At 71.1% G+C, this 20,444-nt stretch carries 16 protein-coding genes; 7 read left to right on the plus strand and 9 right to left on the minus strand.

What is annotated here, in order from left to right; all coding sequences use genetic code 11:
- Window positions 1–25: 25 nt before the first annotated feature.
- Window positions 26–1,438 (minus strand): hypothetical protein, encoded by a 1,413-nt coding sequence (locus OO70_RS32425; protein ID WP_043678986.1) that lies wholly within the window; start codon window positions 1,436–1,438, stop codon window positions 26–28.
- 636 nt (window positions 1,439–2,074) lie between these two features.
- Complete coding sequence (locus tag OO70_RS32430; RefSeq protein WP_043678989.1) at window positions 2,075–2,806, minus strand: MerR family transcriptional regulator; 732 nt, start codon at window positions 2,804–2,806, stop codon at window positions 2,075–2,077.
- 54 nt (window positions 2,807–2,860) lie between these two features.
- Between OO70_RS32430 and OO70_RS32435 the strand changes: the two genes are divergently transcribed.
- Window positions 2,861–3,148 (plus strand): hypothetical protein, encoded by a 288-nt coding sequence (locus OO70_RS32435; RefSeq protein ID WP_043678992.1) that lies wholly within the window; start codon window positions 2,861–2,863, stop codon window positions 3,146–3,148.
- A gap of 604 nt (window positions 3,149–3,752) precedes the next feature.
- Here the strand turns inward: OO70_RS32435 and OO70_RS32440 are convergent.
- The 6 genes from OO70_RS32440 to OO70_RS32465 all read right to left on the minus strand — a co-directional run bounded on the left by OO70_RS32440 (window position 3,753) and on the right by OO70_RS32465 (window position 10,492).
- Window positions 3,753–5,723, minus strand: a complete 1,971-nt coding sequence (locus OO70_RS32440; RefSeq protein WP_043678995.1) for a potassium transporter Kup — start codon at window positions 5,721–5,723, stop codon at window positions 3,753–3,755.
- A 292-nt stretch (window positions 5,724–6,015) separates the two neighbouring features.
- The gene (locus OO70_RS32445; RefSeq protein WP_043678998.1) at window positions 6,016–6,690 is read right to left on the minus strand and encodes a SecDF P1 head subdomain-containing protein; all 675 of its coding nucleotides are present in this window, start codon (window positions 6,688–6,690) and stop codon (window positions 6,016–6,018) included.
- Entirely contained in the window at window positions 6,687–7,238 is a 552-nt protein-coding gene (locus OO70_RS32450) for a SigE family RNA polymerase sigma factor (protein WP_043679001.1), read from the minus strand. Before OO70_RS32450 ends, OO70_RS32445 begins: the two co-directional genes overlap by 4 nt.
- Before the next feature lie 304 nt (window positions 7,239–7,542).
- On the minus strand, window positions 7,543–8,436 hold the full coding sequence (locus tag OO70_RS32455) for an alpha/beta hydrolase (RefSeq protein WP_043679003.1): 894 nt from the start codon (window positions 8,434–8,436) through the stop codon (window positions 7,543–7,545).
- The gene (locus OO70_RS32460) at window positions 8,433–8,681 is read right to left on the minus strand and encodes a hypothetical protein (RefSeq protein ID WP_043679005.1); all 249 of its coding nucleotides are present in this window, start codon (window positions 8,679–8,681) and stop codon (window positions 8,433–8,435) included. The genes OO70_RS32455 and OO70_RS32460 overlap by 4 nt, the downstream gene beginning before the upstream one ends.
- Window positions 8,682–8,881: 200 nt before the next feature.
- On the minus strand, window positions 8,882–10,492 hold the full coding sequence (locus OO70_RS32465) for a purple acid phosphatase family protein (RefSeq protein ID WP_043679007.1): 1,611 nt from the start codon (window positions 10,490–10,492) through the stop codon (window positions 8,882–8,884).
- A gap of 344 nt (window positions 10,493–10,836) precedes the next feature.
- Between OO70_RS32465 and OO70_RS32470 the strand changes: the two genes are divergently transcribed.
- From OO70_RS32470 to lysA, 3 genes are all read left to right on the plus strand, one after another.
- Window positions 10,837–11,370, plus strand: a complete 534-nt coding sequence (locus OO70_RS32470) for a universal stress protein (protein WP_043679010.1) — start codon at window positions 10,837–10,839, stop codon at window positions 11,368–11,370.
- A 197-nt stretch (window positions 11,371–11,567) separates the two neighbouring features.
- On the plus strand, window positions 11,568–11,993 hold the full coding sequence (locus OO70_RS53965; RefSeq protein ID WP_234337000.1) for an SAV_915 family protein: 426 nt from the start codon (window positions 11,568–11,570) through the stop codon (window positions 11,991–11,993).
- A gap of 12 nt (window positions 11,994–12,005) precedes the next feature.
- Window positions 12,006–13,343: a diaminopimelate decarboxylase gene (lysA, locus tag OO70_RS32480; protein ID WP_043679016.1), complete on the plus strand. Its 1,338-nt coding sequence runs from the start codon at window positions 12,006–12,008 to the stop codon at window positions 13,341–13,343.
- Between the two features lie 17 nt (window positions 13,344–13,360).
- On the opposite strand, the gene OO70_RS32485 is transcribed toward lysA, so the two are convergent.
- Complete coding sequence (locus OO70_RS32485) at window positions 13,361–15,178, minus strand: APC family permease (RefSeq protein ID WP_043679019.1); 1,818 nt, start codon at window positions 15,176–15,178, stop codon at window positions 13,361–13,363.
- A gap of 198 nt (window positions 15,179–15,376) precedes the next feature.
- Here OO70_RS32485 and OO70_RS32490 point away from each other — a divergent pair, with 198 nt between their 5' ends.
- Genes OO70_RS32490 through meaB form a run of 3 tightly spaced genes read left to right on the plus strand, consistent with a single transcriptional unit; the run spans window position 15,377 to window position 20,357 of the window.
- Window positions 15,377–17,182 carry a methylmalonyl-CoA mutase subunit beta gene (locus tag OO70_RS32490; RefSeq protein WP_043679021.1) on the plus strand — a complete coding sequence of 602 codons (1,806 nt, stop codon included), beginning with the start codon at window positions 15,377–15,379 and terminating at the stop codon, window positions 17,180–17,182.
- Complete coding sequence (scpA, locus tag OO70_RS32495; RefSeq protein WP_407702848.1) at window positions 17,182–19,368, plus strand: methylmalonyl-CoA mutase; 2,187 nt, start codon at window positions 17,182–17,184, stop codon at window positions 19,366–19,368. The genes OO70_RS32490 and scpA overlap by 1 nt, the downstream gene beginning before the upstream one ends.
- The gene (gene meaB, locus OO70_RS32500; RefSeq protein ID WP_043679023.1) at window positions 19,365–20,357 is read left to right on the plus strand and encodes a methylmalonyl Co-A mutase-associated GTPase MeaB; all 993 of its coding nucleotides are present in this window, start codon (window positions 19,365–19,367) and stop codon (window positions 20,355–20,357) included. Before scpA ends, meaB begins: the two co-directional genes overlap by 4 nt.
- The last annotated feature ends 87 nt before the right edge of the window (window positions 20,358–20,444 follow it).

Raw genomic sequence — 20,444 nt, forward strand, 5'->3', positions numbered from 1 at the left:
TGGGAGGCGGTCGGCCTGAAGCACCTCAGCGGAACTCGGCCAGCCGCGGCCGCAGTCCGAGGGCGGTGAGCGCGGCGGCTGCGAGGAGGGCGCCGAGTGCCCAGGGCAGCAGCCGGGTGACGTCCGAGCGGCCGTGCGCGACGAACCCGTCGAAGTGCCGCTCGTTGATGGCGGTCACCTTGTCCAGCGCGTCCATCCAGGCTTCGAAGTGCGCGTTCGACGTGCCCGGCTCCCAGCCCATGCAGAACTCCACGGCCTCGCGCTCCTTTCCGGCGGCCAGCAGCGCCCGGATCTCGCGGTCGTCGCGCTGGTAGACGGCGTACGTCTCGACGGTCTTCTCTGCCGCGGCCCGCTCACCGGCGAAGGTGATGTTGTCCAGCTCGCGCCGGAACTCGCCGGTGAAGCGTGGGTCTTGGTGGTCGGTCCGGTACTCCCGCCAGGTGACGGCGAGTTGGGCGTCGTAGGTGTCGAGGGTCGCGCCCCGGATGCCGTACAGCTCCTGGGACTTGGTGAGGAACGACCGCGCGTACTGGGGGCGGCGTTGGGGGTCGAGGAGGTAGCGGCTCTCGTCGGCGTTGGCGTCGTAGGCGATCGCGCGGGCGCGGGAGAGTGCGACGACGGAGTCGAAGGCGTCGCGGCGGGCGCCGTGCAGGTTCTCCCTGGTGGCGGAGAGCAGTTGGGTGCCGAGGAGGACGGCGAGGAGGGTGCAGACGGTGGCGGCGAGCAGGATCGGGGTCAGGGTCCGCTGGAAGCGGCGGGAGAGGTACCACTGCAGGAGACCGAGCACCGCGAGCAGCAGCACACCGAGCGCGACGACCGCCATGAGCTGGGCGGAGAGCGCGGAACTGGCCGCCGTGTACGCCGAGTTGAACACGGCGTTGTTGGAGGACACCAAGTCCCGTGCCTCGGGCAGGAGTTGCCGCTGGAGCAGGTCGGTCGCCCGGCGGTAGTCGGTCAGCGCGGCGGTCCTGCCGCCGGTGTGGTCGTCGTTCTCCAGGGCGCGGCCGACGAGTTCCTGGTACTCGGCGAAGGAGTCGGTGAGGGACTCCACGGTCCGTTCGTCGGCCCGGTCGCCCTGCGCGGCCACGGCGAGGGTGCGCAGGTCGTGCCCGATCTCGTCCCGGGAGTCGCCGTAGAACCCGGTTGCCTTCTCGTACGGCGTCTGCAGTCGCCCCGTGCCCGCGTCGCCGTTGGACAGCAGGAGGTTGGCGACCTGGGCGTCCATGTCGTTGAGGGCGAGTTCGAGGTCGGCGGCGCTGGTGGTGCGGGGTGCGTCGCGGCCGGCCACGGTGTTCCAGGTGCCGGAGGCGGCGAGGCCGGCCAGGGTGAGGAGGACGGCCAGGGCGGTGGCGAGCAGGACCGTGGCCGCGCGCAGAAGGCGCAGCCGCGCGGGCACGGTGGCCCAGTAGCGGCGGCGCAGAGCGGCCCGCGCGGCCACGGTCCGATGCCGCAGGCGGTGCCCCGGGGCGCCCGGCCGCGACCCCCCTCCCGGCCGCTGACCGGGGTCGCCCCCGGGCGGGACGACCGCTTCCCCTTGTGGCGGCGCGGCGGCCTCCGGCTGAGGTCTCCGCGATGTTCCGGCCGTGATGGTCACGGTCCCTCCCTGCCACGCCACGGACGGTCGTCCGTCCCCCGTGCCGATCAGTCTGCGACCGGATCAGGCCGGGAATGACGCGCGTTGACACGCTCCTGACGCGTTCTCAGGCGGGCTTGACGGGACCTTGACGCCGTCGCGGACCGGCCCCGTATGAGAGCCGCAAATTCCTTGCTGAGCAGGGGTGTTCCGGGCTTGGCCGGTACTAGATTCCCTCACGGCCCCCGAGGAGGCGCGCGGGTGTCGGCGGCCTCACGGTTGCTGGAGTCCCCCGCCGGAGCGGCTCCCGGCGGCCGGGTGCCTGCCGGAGGGGCGGGCACCGGCGCACGGCATGCCATCGGCGTCCCATGCCGATGTCCGTGCGCCACCGTGCGGTCAGGCCGCCCTATGGCAGCAACAGGCAGTGTCCGCACCGCAGTTCGCGGCGCGCGGTGGCTGGTTTCCGAACGCGGCCGGGGGTGGGCGTCCGAACGCGCCGGGTCACGGCTCCAGTTGGGCGCGGATGAGCGTGTCGAGTCGCCGCCATGCCGGGGACGAGGCGTTGACCGTGCCCTGGATGAGGGCGGGGATCTCGGAGCCCGTGTCCAACTCGGGCGGTTCGTCGGGGCCGTAGCGCTCCCGGTGTGCCTCGGCGATCCGGTGGGCGAGGGCGTCGATGCGGGGATCGGCGGCGGCGAGGTCGTGCGCGCGGTCGTAGTCGAGGAAGAGCTGTCGTAGCGCCGGGTCGGTCAGGGTCTCGGCCTGGTCGTGGAACAGGGTGATCGCGTGGTCCGGATGGGTGGCGAACACGAGGATCCACAGGTCGCGTTGCAGGTCGACCCAGCGCGGGGTGAACCCCCAGAGGGCCAGGTCCTCCAGGTGGGCGCCGACCTCGGTGGGCAGGAGGGTCAGTTCACCGGCGGCGAGTCGGCGCAAGCGCCCCCGCATCGCCTGCAAGCCGTGGATGCGGGCGGTGAGTTCGTCGTCGATCTCGCGCAGCGCCTGCTGGAACTCCTCGTCGGCCGCCGATCTCAGGTCCCGGATACGGGCCAGGGGAACGCCGGCTTCGGCGAGCGTGCGGATCTTGATCAGGTCGATGGCGTCGTGCGCGCCGTAGCGGCGGTAGCCGGACGCGTCGCGGTCGGGCTCGGGGAGCAGCCCCTTGTCGTGGTAGACGCGGATGGTCTTGATCGACACCCCGACATACCCGGCCAGCTGCCCGATGGTGATCACACGGTCATGGTCCCACTTGACCTTGCCCCTGGGGCAGGGGCGCAGGATGGCGGCATGGCGAAGACGAATGTGGACCGGGAGACCCTGCGCGAGCTGGCCGACGAGGGCAACGAGACCGCTCTGGACCGGCTGGCCGACCTCGCCGACGAGACCGGCGACCTCGGTGAGCTGAGCGAGCTGTTGGACGAAGGGTCCCTGCGTGCCGGGTTCCTGCTCACCCGGCGTGCGGTGGCGGCGAGGGATCTGCGCGAGCTGCAACGGATCTCCGACGCGGGGTACGAAGAGGCCGGGGGCGAGCTGGAACGGCTGCTGACGGCACCGGGCGACGGGGGTCAGGACTGAACGATCCAACCGGCCGCGCCCATCGATTTCACCCGGTAACTGCCTTGCCCACGGCGGGCCTCGCCCTGGTGGTAGGGCCTGGACCGGTGGACCGTCGTGCGTGGCACGGGTGCAACCAGGTGCAACTGACGGACGAGGAACGGGAGTTCATCGGGCCCTACCCCTCGATCGACGAGTACGGCCGTACCCCGAGCGGCTGCGGCAGCAGCCCCCCGTTCGTGGGCATCGAGCTCGTCGACCGCCGACCTCGCCGGCGCCCGGCCTCCGCCGAATCGCTCCCACTGTCGGGTACCGGCCCGCTGTCCGGTCAGCCCGCCACCTCAACTCCCCCATCCCGCCCGCCCCGACACCCCCGGCTCCCCCGTCCCGCCCGCCCTGTAGGCACCCCGTCAAGAACCCGACGGCGCGGCGTCAAAGTGGCGACGAGACAGGGGTGTCCCGCGTTCGAGGCGTAAGACTGGCCCTCGCGGACAGAGCGGCGCGGGCCTCTCCGCGGTGCGAAGGGGACTCGACGCAATGTCCGCCGCCGCTCCACGGGCGAAGCCCCGTTCATCGACCTCGACGGCGATCCCGGCGATCACCGTCAGCCGGGACCGGCCCTTGTCTACACCTCGATGTGCGAGCCCATGATGACCGTGCGGTCGCGGGGAAGGCCGAAGTGCTCGGCGGCGTCGGCGGTGATGTAGGAGGTGGTGATGAACAGCCGTTTGCGCCACGGTGCCATCGTCCGTGCCTTGCCGGGCCGCAGCTCGATCTTCGACAGGAAGTAGGACGCCTGCTCGATCTGCAACGGCCCCTCGGTCTCGGCCGGGTCGAGCAGGGCCAGCGTGCCGGGGATGTCCGGTGTCTCCATGTAGCCGAACCGGGCGGTGACATGGACGATCCCGTCGTCGGCGTAGCCGAGGCCGTCGACGACGATGCGCTGGTCGGCAGGGACACGGGGTACGGGCTCGGTCTCGATGGAGAGGATCACGACCTGCTCGTGCCGCACATGGTTGTGTTCCACGTTGGCGCGCATGGCCAACGGCGCGGTCTCCTTGCCCCGGTTGAGGAAGACGGCCGTGCCGGGGACCTCGATCACCGGCCTTTCCCCGCTGCGGAGTTGGTCGACGAACTCGCGCAGGGACCCTTCGTGCTCGGCTCGTTCCGCGGTGACGAGTTGACGGCCGCGCTGCCAGGTCGTCATGACGGTGAACGCGGTGAGGCCGATCAGCAGCGGCAGCCACGCGCCGTGCACGAGCTTGGTCAGGTTGGCCGCCACGAACAGCAGGTCGACGGTGAGCAGAAGGGTCGCGCCGGTCACCAGCAGCCACACGGGCGTGGCCCACTTCGCGCGGGCGACGTAGAAGAACAGCAGGGTGGTGATGGTGATGGTGCCGGTGACCGCCATGCCGAAGGCGAAGGCCAGGGCCGTGGAGCTGCGGAACGCGAAGACCAGAGTGAGGACCGAGACCATCAGCAGCCAGTTGATCCAGGGGACGTAGATCTGGCCGATGGTGGACTCGGAGGTGTGCGCGATCCGGAGTCTCGGCAGGTAGCCGAGCTGGGCGGCCTGGGCGGCGACCGAGTACGCGCCGGTGATCACCGCCTGGGAGGCGATCACCGTGGCGGCCGTGGCAAGTAGGACCATCGGCCAGCGCCCCCAGTCGGGGACGAGGAGGAAGAACGGGCTGCTGATGTTGGCCGGGTCGTCGAGGATCAGCGCGCCCTGGCCGAGGTAGCTCAGGACGCAGGCGGGGAAGACGAGGAACAGCCAGCCGCGGGTGATGGCGCGGCGGCCGAAGTGCCCCATGTCCGCGTAGAGCGCCTCCGCGCCGGTGACCGCGAGCACGACCGCGGCGAGCGCGAAGAAGGCGGTGCCGAAGTGGCCGAAGAGAAAGCCCAGCGCGTAACTCGGCCACAGCGCCCGGAGGATGGCCGGGTGGTCGGCGATCCCGACGACTCCGCACGCGCCGATGGCCGTGAACCAGAGGATCATGACCGGCCCGAACACCCGGCCCACCGCGGCGGTTCCCCGGCTCTGCACCAGGAACAACAGCACGATGATCACCGCCGTGACGGGCACGACCGCACTGCCCAGCGACGGCTCGACGACCTTGAGCCCCTCGACCGCGGACAGCACCGAGATCGCCGGGGTGATCATGCTGTCGCCGAAGAACAGCGACGCTCCGAAGATGCCAAGTCCGGCCAGTACTACGGCGGTTCGCCCACCGTGCTGCGAACCCCAGCGCCGCAGCAGGGTGATCAGCGCCATGATGCCGCCCTCGCCCTCGTTGTCGGCGCGCATCGCCAGCAGCACATAGGTGACCGTGACGATGACCATCACCGACCAGAAGACTAGCGACACCACCCCGTACACGTTCTGTGTGCTGACCGGGACCGGGTGCGGGTCACTCGGGTTGAACACGGTCTGCAGGGTGTAGATCGGGCTCGTCCCGATGTCACCGAAGACCACACCGAGCGCACCGATCACCACCGCGAGCCGCACCGCGTCCCGCGCGCTCCCCCGGGGCGCCTCCGGCAGCCCCGGCGCGGATGCTCCGGCCGCCTCGTCCCCGTCCCCACGATCCGCCATGGTGATCCTCCTCCTCGCGGACCGCGATGCCGCGCGCCCGGTGCGTCGGGGCGGACACTACCCACACCCCGGCGCAGCGGAAGGTCTCACAGACGTCGCCGATGTACGTGTCGGGGTTTTCGTAGTGGCCGAAGTGGCCGCCCTTGTCATGGGCGTTGACGTTGATCACGTTGAACGTGCCGCGGGTGGCCAAGCCTTTGGCGGTCATCCCTCGGTTCATGACCCATCACCCCACCCTGCTGGACTCGGAGGTCCAGTCATCACACCGGGACGCGAGGGTCAACCCTCCAGGTCATCCGCCAGCCCCCAGGCGGAGGGCCAGGTCGTGGGCGGTGGTGCTGGTGAGGCTGCCGACGACGGCGATATGGCCCTCGGTGAGAGGGGCGGCCACGGAGGGCACGCTCCAGAGTTCGCCGTCGATGACGACGGCGAACTCGTTGCGTGGGGCCGGGGCCGTGGCGAGGGTGCTGGTGAGGTCGGCGAGGCGGGTGCGGTCGGCGGGGCCGAGAGTCAGGTCCACCTCCCATTCGCCGTGGTAATTGCGAGCCTTCGCGGAGACGGCCCGGACGTCGGTCATGCCCTTGGTCCGGTCGACCTGGACGCAGTACGCCGGGCTGCCCTCGGTCGCGCGCAGGGTGTAGCCGTCGCCGCCGGGGGCGCAGGCGCGCTCCGTGGCCGAGGTGACCGGCAGGATGGAGAGCCGGGCCGCCTTCTCGGTGTTCCCCGCGGCGGGCCGCTCCAGGTTCACGTGCGGCATCGCGCCGTCCGCGACGGCGACTCCGCCGACTGCGACCACCGCGGCGACGGCGACGCCGACTCCGGCGCGGGCCAGCCGCTGCCGCCGCCGGGCGACCCGCAGCGCACCGTCGGCCAGGCCGACCAGGTAGGGACCGGCGGCGTCACCCCCGCCCTCCTGGACATGGGTGTGCAGGGCATCGTGCAGGGGGTGTTCGGTCGGGTCGTTCATGCGACGGCGCCCCTTCCGGAGGCAGCGGAGGGGGATGTGGTGGTCGATGGCTCCGCCTCGGCGAAGAAGGCGCGGAGGGAGGTCAGGGCCTTGTGGGTCTGGCTGCGGACCGTGCCCTGGGTGATGCCCAGGATCTCGGCGATCTCCGCATCCGGCCTGTCCTCGAAGTAACGCAGCACGACCACCGCGCGCTGCCGCTTGGGCAGCCGCCGCAGCGCGGCCATGATGTCGTGGCGCTGGACCACGGTGTCGGCCCAGTCGACGGCCTGCCCGGGCGAGTCCGGCAGCGCGTCGGTGACCGTCTCCCTGCCCCAGCCGAGCAGCCGGAAGCGGTCCACCTGGGCGTGGTAGAGCGCCCGGCGCACATAGGTCTCCGGCTGCTGCCGGTCGCGCAGCTTCGACCAGCGCCGGGCGGTGGACGCGAGCGCGGTCTGGAGCAGGTCGCGGCCCTGCTCCCAGTCCCCGGTCAGCAGGTACGCCGTGTGCAGCAGCGATCTCGACCGCGCCGCCACGAATGCGCGGAACTCGCGTTCCTCGTCGGCGTTCAAAGTGCCCTCCCTTGTTCCCCCGTAAAGACGGGTGCGGAAGGGAGTTCGACTGCCCTGCCGGACAGACTTTCTCAGCTACGGCCCTGTCTGCGGCCGCCGACGCCGTGACGACGAGTCCGGTGACCGTCCCGAACCCCGCCGTTCTCACGGCCTGACCCGGCGGCAGCAGCACCGACTGCGCCCAACTCTTGGCGCCGGGCAGCCCAGCTCACCGGCATCACGCAGGCGCCGACCGGCGCGGCGGCGACACGCGGTCCGTGACGGCCGCTGGGCCAAGCATGGCTATCCTCTGGGCCACGCGTGGCTATCCGGTGAGCCGCGCGGTCAGGAACCGTCCGGCCCTGTCCAGCGCGGCGGTCGCCTCGTCGAGGAGGGGGCCGTAGGCCTGGAAGACGTGCGGTACCCCGGGGGTCACGTCCAGGGTGACCTCGACGTCCGCCGCGGCGGCACGCTGGGCGAGGCGTACGGCGTCGTCGAGGAGGACCTCGTGGGTGCCGACCTGGATGACGAGGGGCGGCAGGCCGGAGAGGTCGGCGAAGACCGGGCTGATGAGGGCGAGCGCGGGGTCCTGGCCCGCCGTGTAGTCGGTGACCCGGGGTGCGAGGAGTTCCCGGTTGAGCAGCGGGTCGGCGTCCCGCTTGGTGTCGATGCTCGGTCCGGCCAGGGTGAGGTCGGTGTACGGCGACATGACGTAGGCGGCGGCCGGCAACGGCAGCCCGTGGTCGCGGGCGTTGACCAGGGTGGCGACCGCGAGTCCACCGCCCGCCGACTCGCCCGCGAAGACGATGTCCGAGGCGGCGACGCCTTCGCCGAGGAGGGCTTCGTAGGCTGCCAGCGCGTCGTCCACGGCGGCCGGATACGGGTGCTCGGGGGCGAGCCGGTAGTCGACGGAGAAGGCCTTGGCACTGGTCCGGCGGCCGACCTGCGAGGCCAGCCCTGCGGCGCTGAAGGCGTCCCCCAGGACGTAGACACCGCCGTGGAAGTACAGGACGACGTGCCGGGGTTCGACCCCGTCGACCGTGATCTCGGCGACGGGGACCCCGCCCAACGTGCCTGATTTCACGGTCACTTCGGGAGGCAGTGGCTGCGCCGACGTCAACTCGTGCAGCCGGCGCCGCTGTTCCTCGACGGTACTGCCGACGGGGAAGGCGGACTGGCGCAGGATCGCGTCGAGGGTCTGTTGCTGCTCGGTGCTCACGGAGCATCTCCCTTCGGTGGGGGCTGGTTCGGTCGCACACTCACTCTGCGGACTTCGAGGAGATCCAGGCCGAGGCACTCGATCTCGGAGAGGACGCCGAAGAGCGCCGCGGCGTCCGGCAGCAGCCCGGTGAGCACGGTGTCGGCGCCCTGCTGCTCCGGCTCGAACGCCGGGAACGCCGTCAGCAGGGTGGGGCCGAGATGGCCGTGGACCCGGATCTCGTACAGGACGGGATCGTCACCCATGCGCTCATGGTCGCGAGGGAGCAGGTGAATCCGCGTCACTGGATTCCGGTGACGCGGATGACGTTCAGGCACGGCGGATGACGTTCAGGCACGGCCGCCTCGCGCCGGAGTGGTCGCCCCACGACTTCCGGCCGCGCCCGTCGGAGTGAGCGGGAAACAGCCGGAAGTCCCCCCAGGAATGCCGGTTTTACCGGAGTTGATTACTTGCTGTAGCCGTCGGAGCGCTTGCGGTGGAGGGTGAAGTTCTCGAACACCGACAGGTCACCGTTGGGCTTGTTCACGTTGTAGTAGGTCACGTGCATGCGGGTGGTGTCGCCGGCGTGCCGGCCGGGGTCGACGGTGAAGGCGGCGAAGCCGTAGGGGTGTTCGGTGTCGCGGACGCCGATCCAGACGGCCTCCTCCTTGGTGTAGGTGGAGGTGCGCTTGCCGTTGGAACCCGGGGTCGCCGACACGGACGTGATCACCTTGCCGGTGCCGTCCTTGAAGAAGCTCTGGTTGGTGGTGCCCGAGACGCCACCGCCGCCGAGGATCATGTGGACGGTGCCGAGGCCGGTGTCGATGTTGTCGGTGGCCGTGGAGATGGGGTTGGGGGTCAGGGTCTCGGTGCCGCTGACGACTCCGCGGACGGCCAGCGAGCGCTCGTAGTTGTGCTCGTGGCCGCACAGGACGAGGTCGACGCCGTAGCGGTCGAAGAGAGGGCCGTACTTCTGGCGCAGGCCCAGGTCGGCGCCGTTCGCGTCCGTGGAGCTGACCATCACCTGGTGCATGGCGACGACCACCCAGTCGATGTCGCGCGAGGACCGGGCCGCCTTCAACTCCTTCTCCAGGAAGGAGAGTTGGCGTCCGCCGGAGTAGCCGTTGATGTAGACGTCGCCGCCGTCCTGGAGGCAGTTGTCGTCGTTCTGCAGCACGATCACCCGGACCGAGCCGGTCGTGAACGCGTAGTAGAGGCCCGCGAGTTCGGCGTCGGTCTCGGTGGACGGGAGGGAGAAGTAGGTCTGGTAGGCGCCGAGTCCGATCGGGCCGTTGGCCTTCTCGATCTCGTGGTTGCCGGCCGCGGGCATCCAGGGGCGGAAGCGGGCCGAACGGGTGTTGTTGGTGAAGAAGTTGTTCCAGGTGCGGACCCGGTCGACGTCCAGGTTGGCATAGCAGAGGTCGCCGTTGAGCAGGTGGAAGAGTGGGGCGACCTGCTCGATGCCGGTGACGATGTCCTTCGTCGCGGGGGTGGAGTTCGCGTCGAGCCCCACCGTGCCGTTGGCCGCCCAGGTCACCTGCGGGGCGGACTGGTCGCCGAAGCTGGTGAAGGTGAGCGGCTTCCGTCCGCGCGGGGCGGTGCGGAAGGTTCCGCTGTCGGGCGTCGCACCCTCGTGGGTGGCGAGGTAGAGGTAGTCGGTGTCCGGGGTGAGCTTGTTCAGCGCGGCGTGGTGGACGTAGACGGTGCGGCTGGAGGTGCCGTCGACGTAGGTGACGGTGCGGGCCTTGGCGCTGGAGCCGAAGCCGTGCTCCAGCGTGCCGTAGCGCACGACGGGTCTGGTCACCGGTTTGTCGGTGATCCACGAGACCGTCATCTGGGTGCGCGGGTCCGCCCCGAAGGTGAGGTGCAGGCCCTGGACCGGGGACGCTCCGGAGGAGTCCGCGGTCAGGTGAAGGGCCGGGGCGGCGAGCGGGGCGGCCTGCGCCGTGCCTGCTCCCAGCAAGGGGGTGACGGCGGCGCCGGCGCCGGCCGTACCGAGGAGGCCCAGCGCGTGGCGCCGGCTGACCCCCTCGGACGACTGCGTGGACCCGTCCGATGTCTCGGTCTGTGTGGTCATGGTGCCCTCCCTGGCGAGCAGTTGAGCTGACAACGTCCGCACCCTGGCGCTTCCCAGCGGCCCCTGAGTGAACAGTGCGTTGCCAGACGGAATTCGCGACGCGAGGGGCGGGCCGCGGGGGAGATTCTTGCCCCGGCCTTTGCCAGGGGCCGCCACTTCGTTGACACGGGCGGGTCGTCGGGCGGGAGTTGAGGAATCATTTCCGGCCACCGGCGACACGGCGTCACGGGCGCGTCAAGAATCCGCCCTCCGGCGTCAGACGGGCGCCAACACGGCGATACGTCCTCTCTTTCCGGCACTTCGATGGAGGACAGGAGTCCGTGTACGGCGAGGAGTGAGCGACGATGAGCGGTGGCGGGCGGCGGCGTGCCGTGGTCGGGGTGAGCGGTTCGCCGGGGAGCCTGGCGGCGCTGCACCGGGCCGTGCAGGAGGCCCGTCGGACCGACGCCGAGCTGCTGGCCGTCCTCGCCTGGGAGCCGCCCGGCGGTGAACTCGCCCACGGGCGCTCGGTGTTGGCACTCCCGCTGACCGACCTCCGCCGCGATGCCGCCGAACGACTCCTCACCGTCCTCGACACGGCCTTCGGCGACACGGGTCCCGGGGTCCCCTTCCAGGGCCTGGTCGTCCGCGGTACGGCGGGCCGCGCCCTGGTCGAGACCGCCGACCGCCCCGACGACCTCCTGGTCATCGGCGCGGGCCCGCGAGGCCCCCTGCGCACCCTGTTCCCGTCCGTCACCCGCTACTGCGTCACCCACGCCGCCTGCCCGGTACTGACGGTGCCGCCGTCGCCCCTGGAGAGCGAGCTGGCCTCGCTGCACCGGCGCATCTCGCTGCGGTGGGCGGTGGACGCGCGGGAGCTGACGGAGGGCGGGGGCTGACCGGCCGAGCCGAGCCGACGGCACACCTCCGGCCAGCCGTCCCCCACCCCCGTCAGCACGGCGTTATAGGTGCGGCGCAACCCGTCAAGCATCCGTCAGTGAGGCACCCGCACCCCGATCCCGCGGGCATAGCTTCGAGGAAGCGCCTGGTCGAACCGGCCGGGCCGCGCACATCGCCCCGTACAAGGAGCCGCACGATGTCTCCAGTGTCCGCAGTCGAGCACACCGAGGACCCCGAGCCCGCCGAACCCGTCCCGGCCGGACTTCTCCACGTCCCCGTCCGGTCGGGTCCCGCGGGCTGCACGGCCCGCTTCTTCCGCACCCCCCTCGGCGGCCGTACGGCCGTCGGCTTCACCTCGGCGGCCCGGCTCGCCGCCACTCTCGGCAGCGAGCAGGCCAGTATCAGGCTCTCCGAACCCGTGCTGCGCGCACTCGCCGCGCCCCTGGGCGTCACTGCCCTCACCGTCGACCCGTCGCTGTCCGCCCCGGCGGCCGACCGCACCGCGGCCACGGAACGCGAGCGTGAGAACTCCTGGCGCCGCTGGCACCCCCAGCACATCGGTGCCCTGCGGGTGACCGGCGCCGCCGCCGTCGTCGCCTGTCTGAACCTGCTGATCGGCTGAGGAGACCCACCCATGTCCATCCTGGACGCCCCCCTCGTACAGATCGCCGCCCCCGACGACCTGTCCGTCTGGCCCCGCTCCACCCGCCCCGCCCCCGACGGGGACGTCTCCGTCGGCGGGGTCTCGCTCGCCGAGGCCGCCGACCGGTTCGGGACACCCGTCTACGTCCTCGACGAGCAGGAGATCCGCGAACGCTGCCGTACGTACCGCACCGCGTTCCCGGACGCCGACGTCGTCTACGCGGCGAAGGCGTTCCTGTGCCGGGCCATGGCCCACTGGGTGCAGGAGGAGGGGCTCGGCCTCGACGTGTGCTCCGCCGGCGAACTCGCGCTCGCCGTCACCACCGGTTTCCCGCCGGAGCGGATCGTGCTGCACGGCAACGCCAAGAGCCCGGAGGACCTGCGCACCGCCCTGCGCCTCGGCGTCGGCCGTATCGTCGTCGACAGCACCTCGGAGATCGCCCGGCTGGCCGCGATCACGCCCGCCGGCACCCGGCAGAAGGTCATGGTGCGGGTGGTGCCCGGCATCGCGGCCGGCGCCCACGTCAAGGTGCGCACGGGCACCGACGACCAGAAGTTCGGCCTGTCCATCACCGACGGCTCCGCGCAGCACGCCGTGACCCGCATCCTCGACCAGCCGCACCTCGAACTCGTCGGCCTGCACTGCCACATCGGCTCGCAGATCGCCACGACGAAGCCGTACGTCGCCGCAGTGCGCCGCATCGTCGGGCTGTTGGCCCGCATCCGCGACCAACACGGCGTCACGCTCCCGCAGTTGGACATCGGCGGCGGGCACGCCATCGCCTACCGCCCCGGCGAGGAACACCTCGACATCTCCGCCCTCGCCCGCCGCGTCCGCGCCGAACTCGAGGACGGCTGCGCCCGCACCGGACTCCCCGTGCCCCGGCTCACCCTCGAACCCGGTCGGGCGATCGTCGGTCCCGCGGGCGTCGCCGTCTACCGTGTCCTGGCCGTCAAACGCACCGGTGACCGCAGCTTCGTCGCGGTCGACGGCGGCATGAGCGACAACCCCAGGCCCGCGCTGTACGGCGTCCGCTACGCACCCCGCCTCATCGGCCGCCCCGCCACCGCCCCATCCCGCCCGGTCACCGTCGTGGGCCGGCACTGCGAGGCCGGCGACATCCTCGCCGACAACGTGCCGCTCCCCGGCGACGTACGCCCCGGCGACCTCCTCGCCGTACCGGCGGCCGGCGCCTACCACCTGTCCATGGCCTCCGGTTACAACCTCGTCGGCCGACCCCCGGTCGTCGCGGTCACCAACGGCATCGCACGCGTCCTCGTACGCCGCGAGTCCCTGGACGACATGAGCCGCAGGGACATCGGACTGTAATCACCCGCAGGTCGTCGTCACAGGCTCAACCTGTACGGCACCACACACACGACGACATCCGTACGGGCCCGCAGCGCCGCCGCCAGCAGCAACCCGCGCTGGTTCTGCAGGATCTGGTAGCGGCGGTGGCGGGGCTCCACCTCCGGGATGAGGACGACGATCTGCCGGCCGCTCTCCGCCGCCCGCCGCACATAGTCCACGAGCGGCTGCACCAGCGAGCGCTGCGGACTGTCGATGACGTCCAGTGGTACGCCCGGCTCCCAGCGGTCCCAACTCTCCCGCAGTGCACGGGCGTTGGCGGGATCTCCGTGCACGGCGACCGCGACGACCTCGTGGCCGAGGGCGCGGGCCGCGGACAGCGCGCGCTGGGTGACCTTGCTGACCTGGCCGACCGGCACGATGACGAGGGAGTCGGTGACGCGGCGCAGCGGCGGCGGCACCTCGCCGAGCCCGACCTCCCGGGCGACGGTCGTGTAGTAGCGCTGGATGCGGGCGAACAGGAGCATCAGCAGCGGGATGGCGACAACCACCACCCACGCCCCTTCGAGGAACTTGCTCGCCAGCAGCACCACTCCGGCCACGCTGGTCAGCAGCGCGCCGACGCCGTTGAGCACAGCACGACGCAGCCAGCCGGGCGGACGCTCCCGCGCCCAGTGCCGTACGAGTCCGATCTGGCTGATGGTGAAGCCGATGAACACACCGATCGCGAACAGCGGGATCATCCGATGCGTGTCGGCGTCCACGGCGATCAGGAGGAGCGCGGCGAGCAGGGCCAGGGCCGCAACTCCCCAGCGGTAGACGGGGCGTTCGGTGCGCAGGCCGAACAGGTGCGGCAGCCGGTGGTCCTTGGCGAGCAGGCTCATCAGCACGGGCAGACCGCCGAAGCTGGTGTTCGCGGCGAGGGCGAGCGCGAGAGTGACGACGAGGTTCGTGGCGTAGTACGGCCAGCCCGTTCCGTAGGCGTCGGCGGTCAGTTGGGCGAGTACGGTCACGCCGCCGCGCGGGGCCACATGGTCGCGCCGGATCAGCACCGCGAGCCCGACGAGCATCAGCCCGAGCAGCGCACCCAGCATCAGTTCGGTGCGCTGCGCCCGCCGGACGCGTGGTTCACGGAACGCCGGTACGCCGTTGGCGATGGCCTCCACACCGGTCAGCGCGGAGCAGCCGGAGGCGAACGCCCTCAGGAGCAGCAGGACGCCCAACGCCTCGGTGGCGTGGGCGGGTTGGGCGGTGCCGACGATCGCCGCGGGGTGCGAGCGCACCAGGCCGAGGACGACGATGCCGAGGATGGCGACGACGAACAGCGCGGTGGGCAGCATCAGTACACGTGCGCTCTCGGCGACGCCCCGCAGGTTCACGGCGGTGAGCAGGGCGAGCCCGACGAGACAGAGCTCCAGCAGATGCGAGCCGAGCGAGGGGAAGGCGGAGGCGAGGCTGGCCGCGCCCGCCGCCAGACTGACCGCCACCGTCAGCACGTAGTCCACGACGAGACTGGCCGCCGCGAGGTAACTCGTCCTGGGCCCCAGGTCCTTCTTCGCCACCGCGTACGCGCCACCGCCGTCCGGGTGAACGGCGATGACCTGCCCGTACGACACGACGAGCACCGCCAGCAGCCCGGCGATGACCAGGGTCACCGGCAGGGTGGCGTTCACCGCGCTCGTCCCGGCGGTGATCAGCACGAGCACGATCGCCTCGGGCCCGTAGGCCACCGAGCTGAGCGCGTCCAGGGACAGCGCGGCCAGCCCTTCGAGGCTGGTCAGGTGGCTCCGGTCGCCCTCCCCCGGCCGCAGCGGAACCCTGGGCCGCAGTTCGCGGCGGGCCAGACCGAACGCCATGGGTGACCTCGCGATGCAGGAGGTGGGGGCTGTTTCGAGGTCAGTGTGACCGTCCCCCGGCGCACGGGACGCGAAGGACTCGCCCACGTCTCCCGCGCCTACCAGAACCCTGTCGGAGTGGTCTAGACCGCCCGGGGAGGCCAAGGTCACAGCCGCGTCCTCTGCTGCTCACCTGCACGTTTGCCCTAGCATCCGAGCATGACGGTCCTGCCTGACGACGGGCTCTCGCTGGCCGCCGAGTTCCCTGACGCGACCCATGAGCAGTGGCAACGCCTGGTGGCAGGCGTACTGCGCAAGTCGGGCAAGGAAGTCTCGGACGCGGCAGCGGAAGACGCCCTGTCCACCTCGCTGGAGGACGGGCTCCGCGCCCGTCCCCTGTACACCGCGGACGACTCCGCACCCGAGCCCGGCCTCCCCGGTTTCGCCCCCTTCGTACGGGGTGGCCGCGCCGAGGGCAACACCCTCGGCGGCTGGGACGTACGACAGCGCCACACGACCGCCGACGCCGCCTCGGTCCTCGCGGACCTGGAGAACGGCGTCACCTCACTCTGGCTGCTCGTGGGCGAGCAGGGCATCCCGGTCTCCTCGCTCGACCGGGTCCTCGCCGGCGTCTATCTCGACCTGGCACCCGTCGTCCTCGACGCGGGGCCCGAAGTCGCCTCCGCGGCAGCCGAGTTGCTACGGCTGTACGAGGCGCGCGGCGTCGACAGGCAGGCGGCGCGCGGCAACCTGGGCGCCGACCCGCTGGGCTTCGCGGCCCGCACCGGGGACGAGCCCTTCGACTTCGCGCCCGTCGCCGCGCTCGCCCGGCGCTGCGCCGAGGAGTACCCGGGGCTGCGCGCGCTGACGGTGGACGCGCTGCCGTACCACGAGGCCGGCGGTTCGGCGGCGCAGGAGTTGGGCGCCTCGCTGGCGACCGGTGTCGCCTATCTTCGCGAGCTGACCGAGGCGGGACTGACCGTCGAACAGGCCGTCTCCCAGGTGGAGTTCAGGTACGCGGCGACCGCCGACCAGTTCCTCACGATCGCCAAGTTGCGCGCGGCGCGCAGGCTCTGGGCACGGGTGGCCGAGGTGTGCGGGGCGCCGGGCGGGCAGGTGCAGCACGCGGTGACCTCGCCGGTGATGATGTCCCGCCGTGACCCGTGGGTGAACATGCTGCGGACGACGGTCGCGACGCTGGCCGCCGGGGTGGGCGGCGCCGAGTCCGTCACCGTGCTGCCCTTCGACCACGCGCTGGGTCTGCCGGACGCGTTCGCGCGCCGGATCGCCCGCAACACCTCGACGATCCTGGTCGAGGAGTCGCATCTGTCCCGGGTGATCGACCCGGCGGGCGGCTCCTGGTACGTGGAGCGACTCACGGACGAACTCGCCCACGCAGGCTGGGAGTTCTTCCAGCACATCGAGCAACAGGGCGGCCAGGCAGCCGCGTTGAGCTCCGGCAGCCTCCGCGACGACCTCGCCACCACCTGGGCGACCCGCAGCGCGAAGCTCGCCAAACGCCGCGAACCCATCACGGGCGTAAGCGAGTTCCCGAACCTCGCCGAACGCCTCCCGGACCGCACCCCCGCCCCCGTCGCCCCGTCCGGCGGCCTGCCACGCGTGCGCCGAGACGAGGCCTACGAAGAACTGCGCGCCCGCTCCGACGCCCACCTCGCGGCGACCGGCTCCCGCCCCCGTATCTTCTTGGCGGCGCTCGGCCCGGCCGCCGCGCACACCGCCCGCCTCGCCTTCGCCTCGAACCTCTTCCAGGCGGGCGGCATCGAGCCCGTCACCGAGGGCGAGTTCGCGGACAGCGGGGCCACTGAGGCCTGCCTGTGCTCGAGCGACGCGCTGTACGAGGAGCAAGCGGCTGTGGTCGCCGGGGAGTTGAGGTCGGCCGGTGCCGGGCATGTGTACCTCGCGGGCCGTCCCGGGCAGTACCCCGGAGTCGACGCCTACGTCTTCGCGGGCTGTGACGCCGTAGCCGTACTGTCCGCCACCCTCGACCGCATGGGAGTGTCCTGATGGCAGCGATGGGGCGCATCCCCGACTTCTCCGGGATCGAGCTGGGGGCTCCGGCCGCCGAAGCCGGTACCGACGAGTGGCGCGACGCCGTCAAGAAGGCGGCCGGCGGCGACGACCTGCTCTGGGAGACCCCGGAGGGCATCGCGGTCAAACCCCTGTACACGGGGCAGGACTTGGAGGGCCTGGACTTCCTGGCCACCTACCCGGGCATCGCGCCGTATCTGCGCGGCCCGTACCCGACGATGTACGTCAACCAGCCCTGGACGATCCGCCAGTACGCGGGTTTCTCCACGGCCGAGGAGTCCAACGCCTTCTACCGCCGCAACCTGGCGGCCGGCCAGAAGGGCCTCTCCGTCGCCTTCGACCTGCCCACGCACCGGGGTTACGACAGCGACCACCCGCGCGTGACCGGTGACGTCGGCATGGCGGGCGTGGCGATCGACTCGATCTACGACATGCGCCAGCTCTTCGACGGCATCCCGCTCGACAAGATGACCGTGTCGATGACGATGAACGGCGCGGTACTGCCCGTACTCGCCCTCTACATCGTGGCGGCGGAGGAACAGGGCGTACCGCCCGAGAAGTTGGCCGGGACCATCCAGAACGACATCCTCAAGGAGTTCATGGTCCGCAACACCTACATCTATCCGCCGAAGCCGTCGATGCGGATCATCTCCGACATCTTCTCCTTCACCTCGCAGCGGATGCCCCGCTACAACTCGATCTCCATCTCCGGCTACCACATCCAAGAGGCGGGCGCGACGGCCGACTTGGAGCTGGCGTACACCCTCGCGGACGGCGTGGAGTACATCCGGGCGGGCCGGGAAGCAGGCATGGACGTGGACGCGTTCGCCCCCCGGCTCTCCTTCTTCTGGGCGATCGGCATGAACTTCTTCATGGAGATCGCGAAGATGCGGGCGGCCCGCCTCCTGTGGGCCAAGCTGGTCAAGCAGTTCGACCCGCAGAACGCCAAGTCCCTCTCCCTGCGCACCCATTCACAGACCTCGGGCTGGTCACTGACCGCGCAGGACGTCTTCAACAACGTGACACGCACCTGCGTAGAGGCGATGGCGGCAACACAGGGTCACACGCAGTCGCTGCACACCAACGCCCTCGACGAGGCCCTCGCGCTCCCCACCGACTTCTCGGCGCGCATCGCCCGCAACACCCAACTCCTCATCCAGCAGGAGTCCGGCACCACCCGGGTCATCGACCCGTGGGGCGGCAGCGCGTACGTCGAGAAGCTCACCTACGACCTCGCGCGCCGGGCCTGGCAGCACATCGAGGAGGTCGAGGCGGCGGGCGGGATGGCAAAGGCGATCGACGCGGGCATCCCCAAGCTGCGCATCGAGGAGGCGGCGGCCCGCACCCAGGCCCGCATCGACTCCGGACGCCAGCCGGTCATCGGCGTCAACAAGTACCGCGTGGAGACCGACGAGCAGATCGACGTCCTCAAGGTCGACAACTCCTCGGTCCGCACCCAACAGATCGAGAAACTACGGCGGTTGCGCGCAGAGCGCGACGAACAGGCCACCCAGGACGCCCTCCACGCGCTGACCCGCGCGGCCGAAGGCACCGGCAACCTCCTGGAGTTGGCGGTGAACGCGGCCCGCGCGAAGGCCACGGTCGGTGAGATCTCCGACGCGCTGGAGAAGGTGTACGGGCGGCACGCGAGCCAGATCCGTACGATCTCCGGTGTGTACCGCACCGAAGCCGGCGAGTCCCCGTCCGTCGAGCGCACCCGCGCCCTCGTGGCCGAGTTCGAGGAGTCCGAGGGCCGCCGCCCGCGCATCCTGGTCGCCAAGATGGGCCAGGACGGCCACGACCGCGGCCAGAAGGTGATCGCCACCGCCTTCGCCGACCTGGGCTTCGACGTCGACGTCGGCCCCCTCTTCCAGACCCCCGGCGAGGTGGCCCGCCAGGCCGTGGAGGCGGACGTGCACATCGTCGGGGTGTCCTCGCTGGCAGCAGGGCATCTCACCCTCGTACCGGCGTTGAAGGAGTCCCTCGCCGAGGAGGGCCGCGAGGACATCATGATCGTGGTAGGCGGAGTCATCCCCCCACAGGACGTACCGACACTCCTGGAAATGGGCGCGGCGGCCGTCTTCCCGCCCGGGACGGTGATCCCGGACGCGGCCTACGACCTGGTACAGCGGCTGGCCACCGACCTCGGGCACACCCCGTGATCGATGTCGACACCTATGTGAAGGGCGTACTCGACGGCAAGCGGGCCCTGGTGGCCCGCGCCATCACCCTCGTCGAGTCGACCAAGCCCCAACACCGCTCCATGGCACAGGAGTTGCTGACCGAGCTCCTCCCGCACAGCGGCAAGGCGCGACGGATCGGCATCAGCGGGGTCCCGGGCGTGGGCAAGTCCACGTTCATCGACGCGTTCGGCACCCTGCTCACCTCACTCGGATTCCGGGTCGCGGTGCTGGCCGTGGACCCGTCGTCGACTCGCACGGGTGGTTCGATCCTCGGCGACAAGACCCGCATGGAACGCCTGGCCGTGGACCCGGCGGCCTTCGTACGCCCCTCCCCGACGGCCGGCACGCTGGGCGGGGTCGCGAAGGCCACCCGGGAGTCGATCGTGGTGATGGAGGCGGCGGGCTACGACGTCGTACTCGTCGAGACGGTAGGCGTAGGCCAGTCGGAAACGGCGGTCGCCAACATGGTCGACTCCTTCCTCCTGTTGACCCTGGCCCGCACCGGCGACCAGTTGCAGGGCATCAAGAAGGGCGTCCTGGAGTTGGCGGACGTGATCGCGGTCAACAAGGCGGACGGCCCGCATGAGCGCGATGCGAAGAGCGCGGCGCGCGAACTGGCAGGCGCGCTGAGGCTGATGCATCCGGTCGACGCCGCCTGGACGCCGCCGGTGCTGAGTTGCAGCGCACGAGAGGGAACAGGCCTGGACACGGTCTGGGAACGCCTGGAACAACACCGGTCCCTGCTGGATTCCACCGGCCGCCTGGCTGCCAAGCGCAGCGAGCAGCAGGTGGATTGGACATGGACGATGGTCCGCGACGACCTCCTGGGCCGCCTGCACTCGGATCCGACGGTACGCGCGCTGGCTCCGACCCTCGAACGCCAGGTACGAGAGGGCGAGTTGACAGCAACCTTGGCGGCAGAGGAAATCCTCCGAGCCTTCGAATCCCGGGGACCCCAACCCACCTAGGGGTGCGGGGCTGTATCGATTTGCGGCTCCGCCGCGTGGGCGCGCCCAGCCCCCACCGGCGGAAAGCCAAAACTCAACCCACCCGCT

The organism is Streptomyces xylophagus, assembly GCF_000716435.1.
Classification (GTDB): Bacteria; Actinomycetota; Actinomycetes; order Streptomycetales; family Streptomycetaceae; genus Streptomyces; species Streptomyces xylophagus.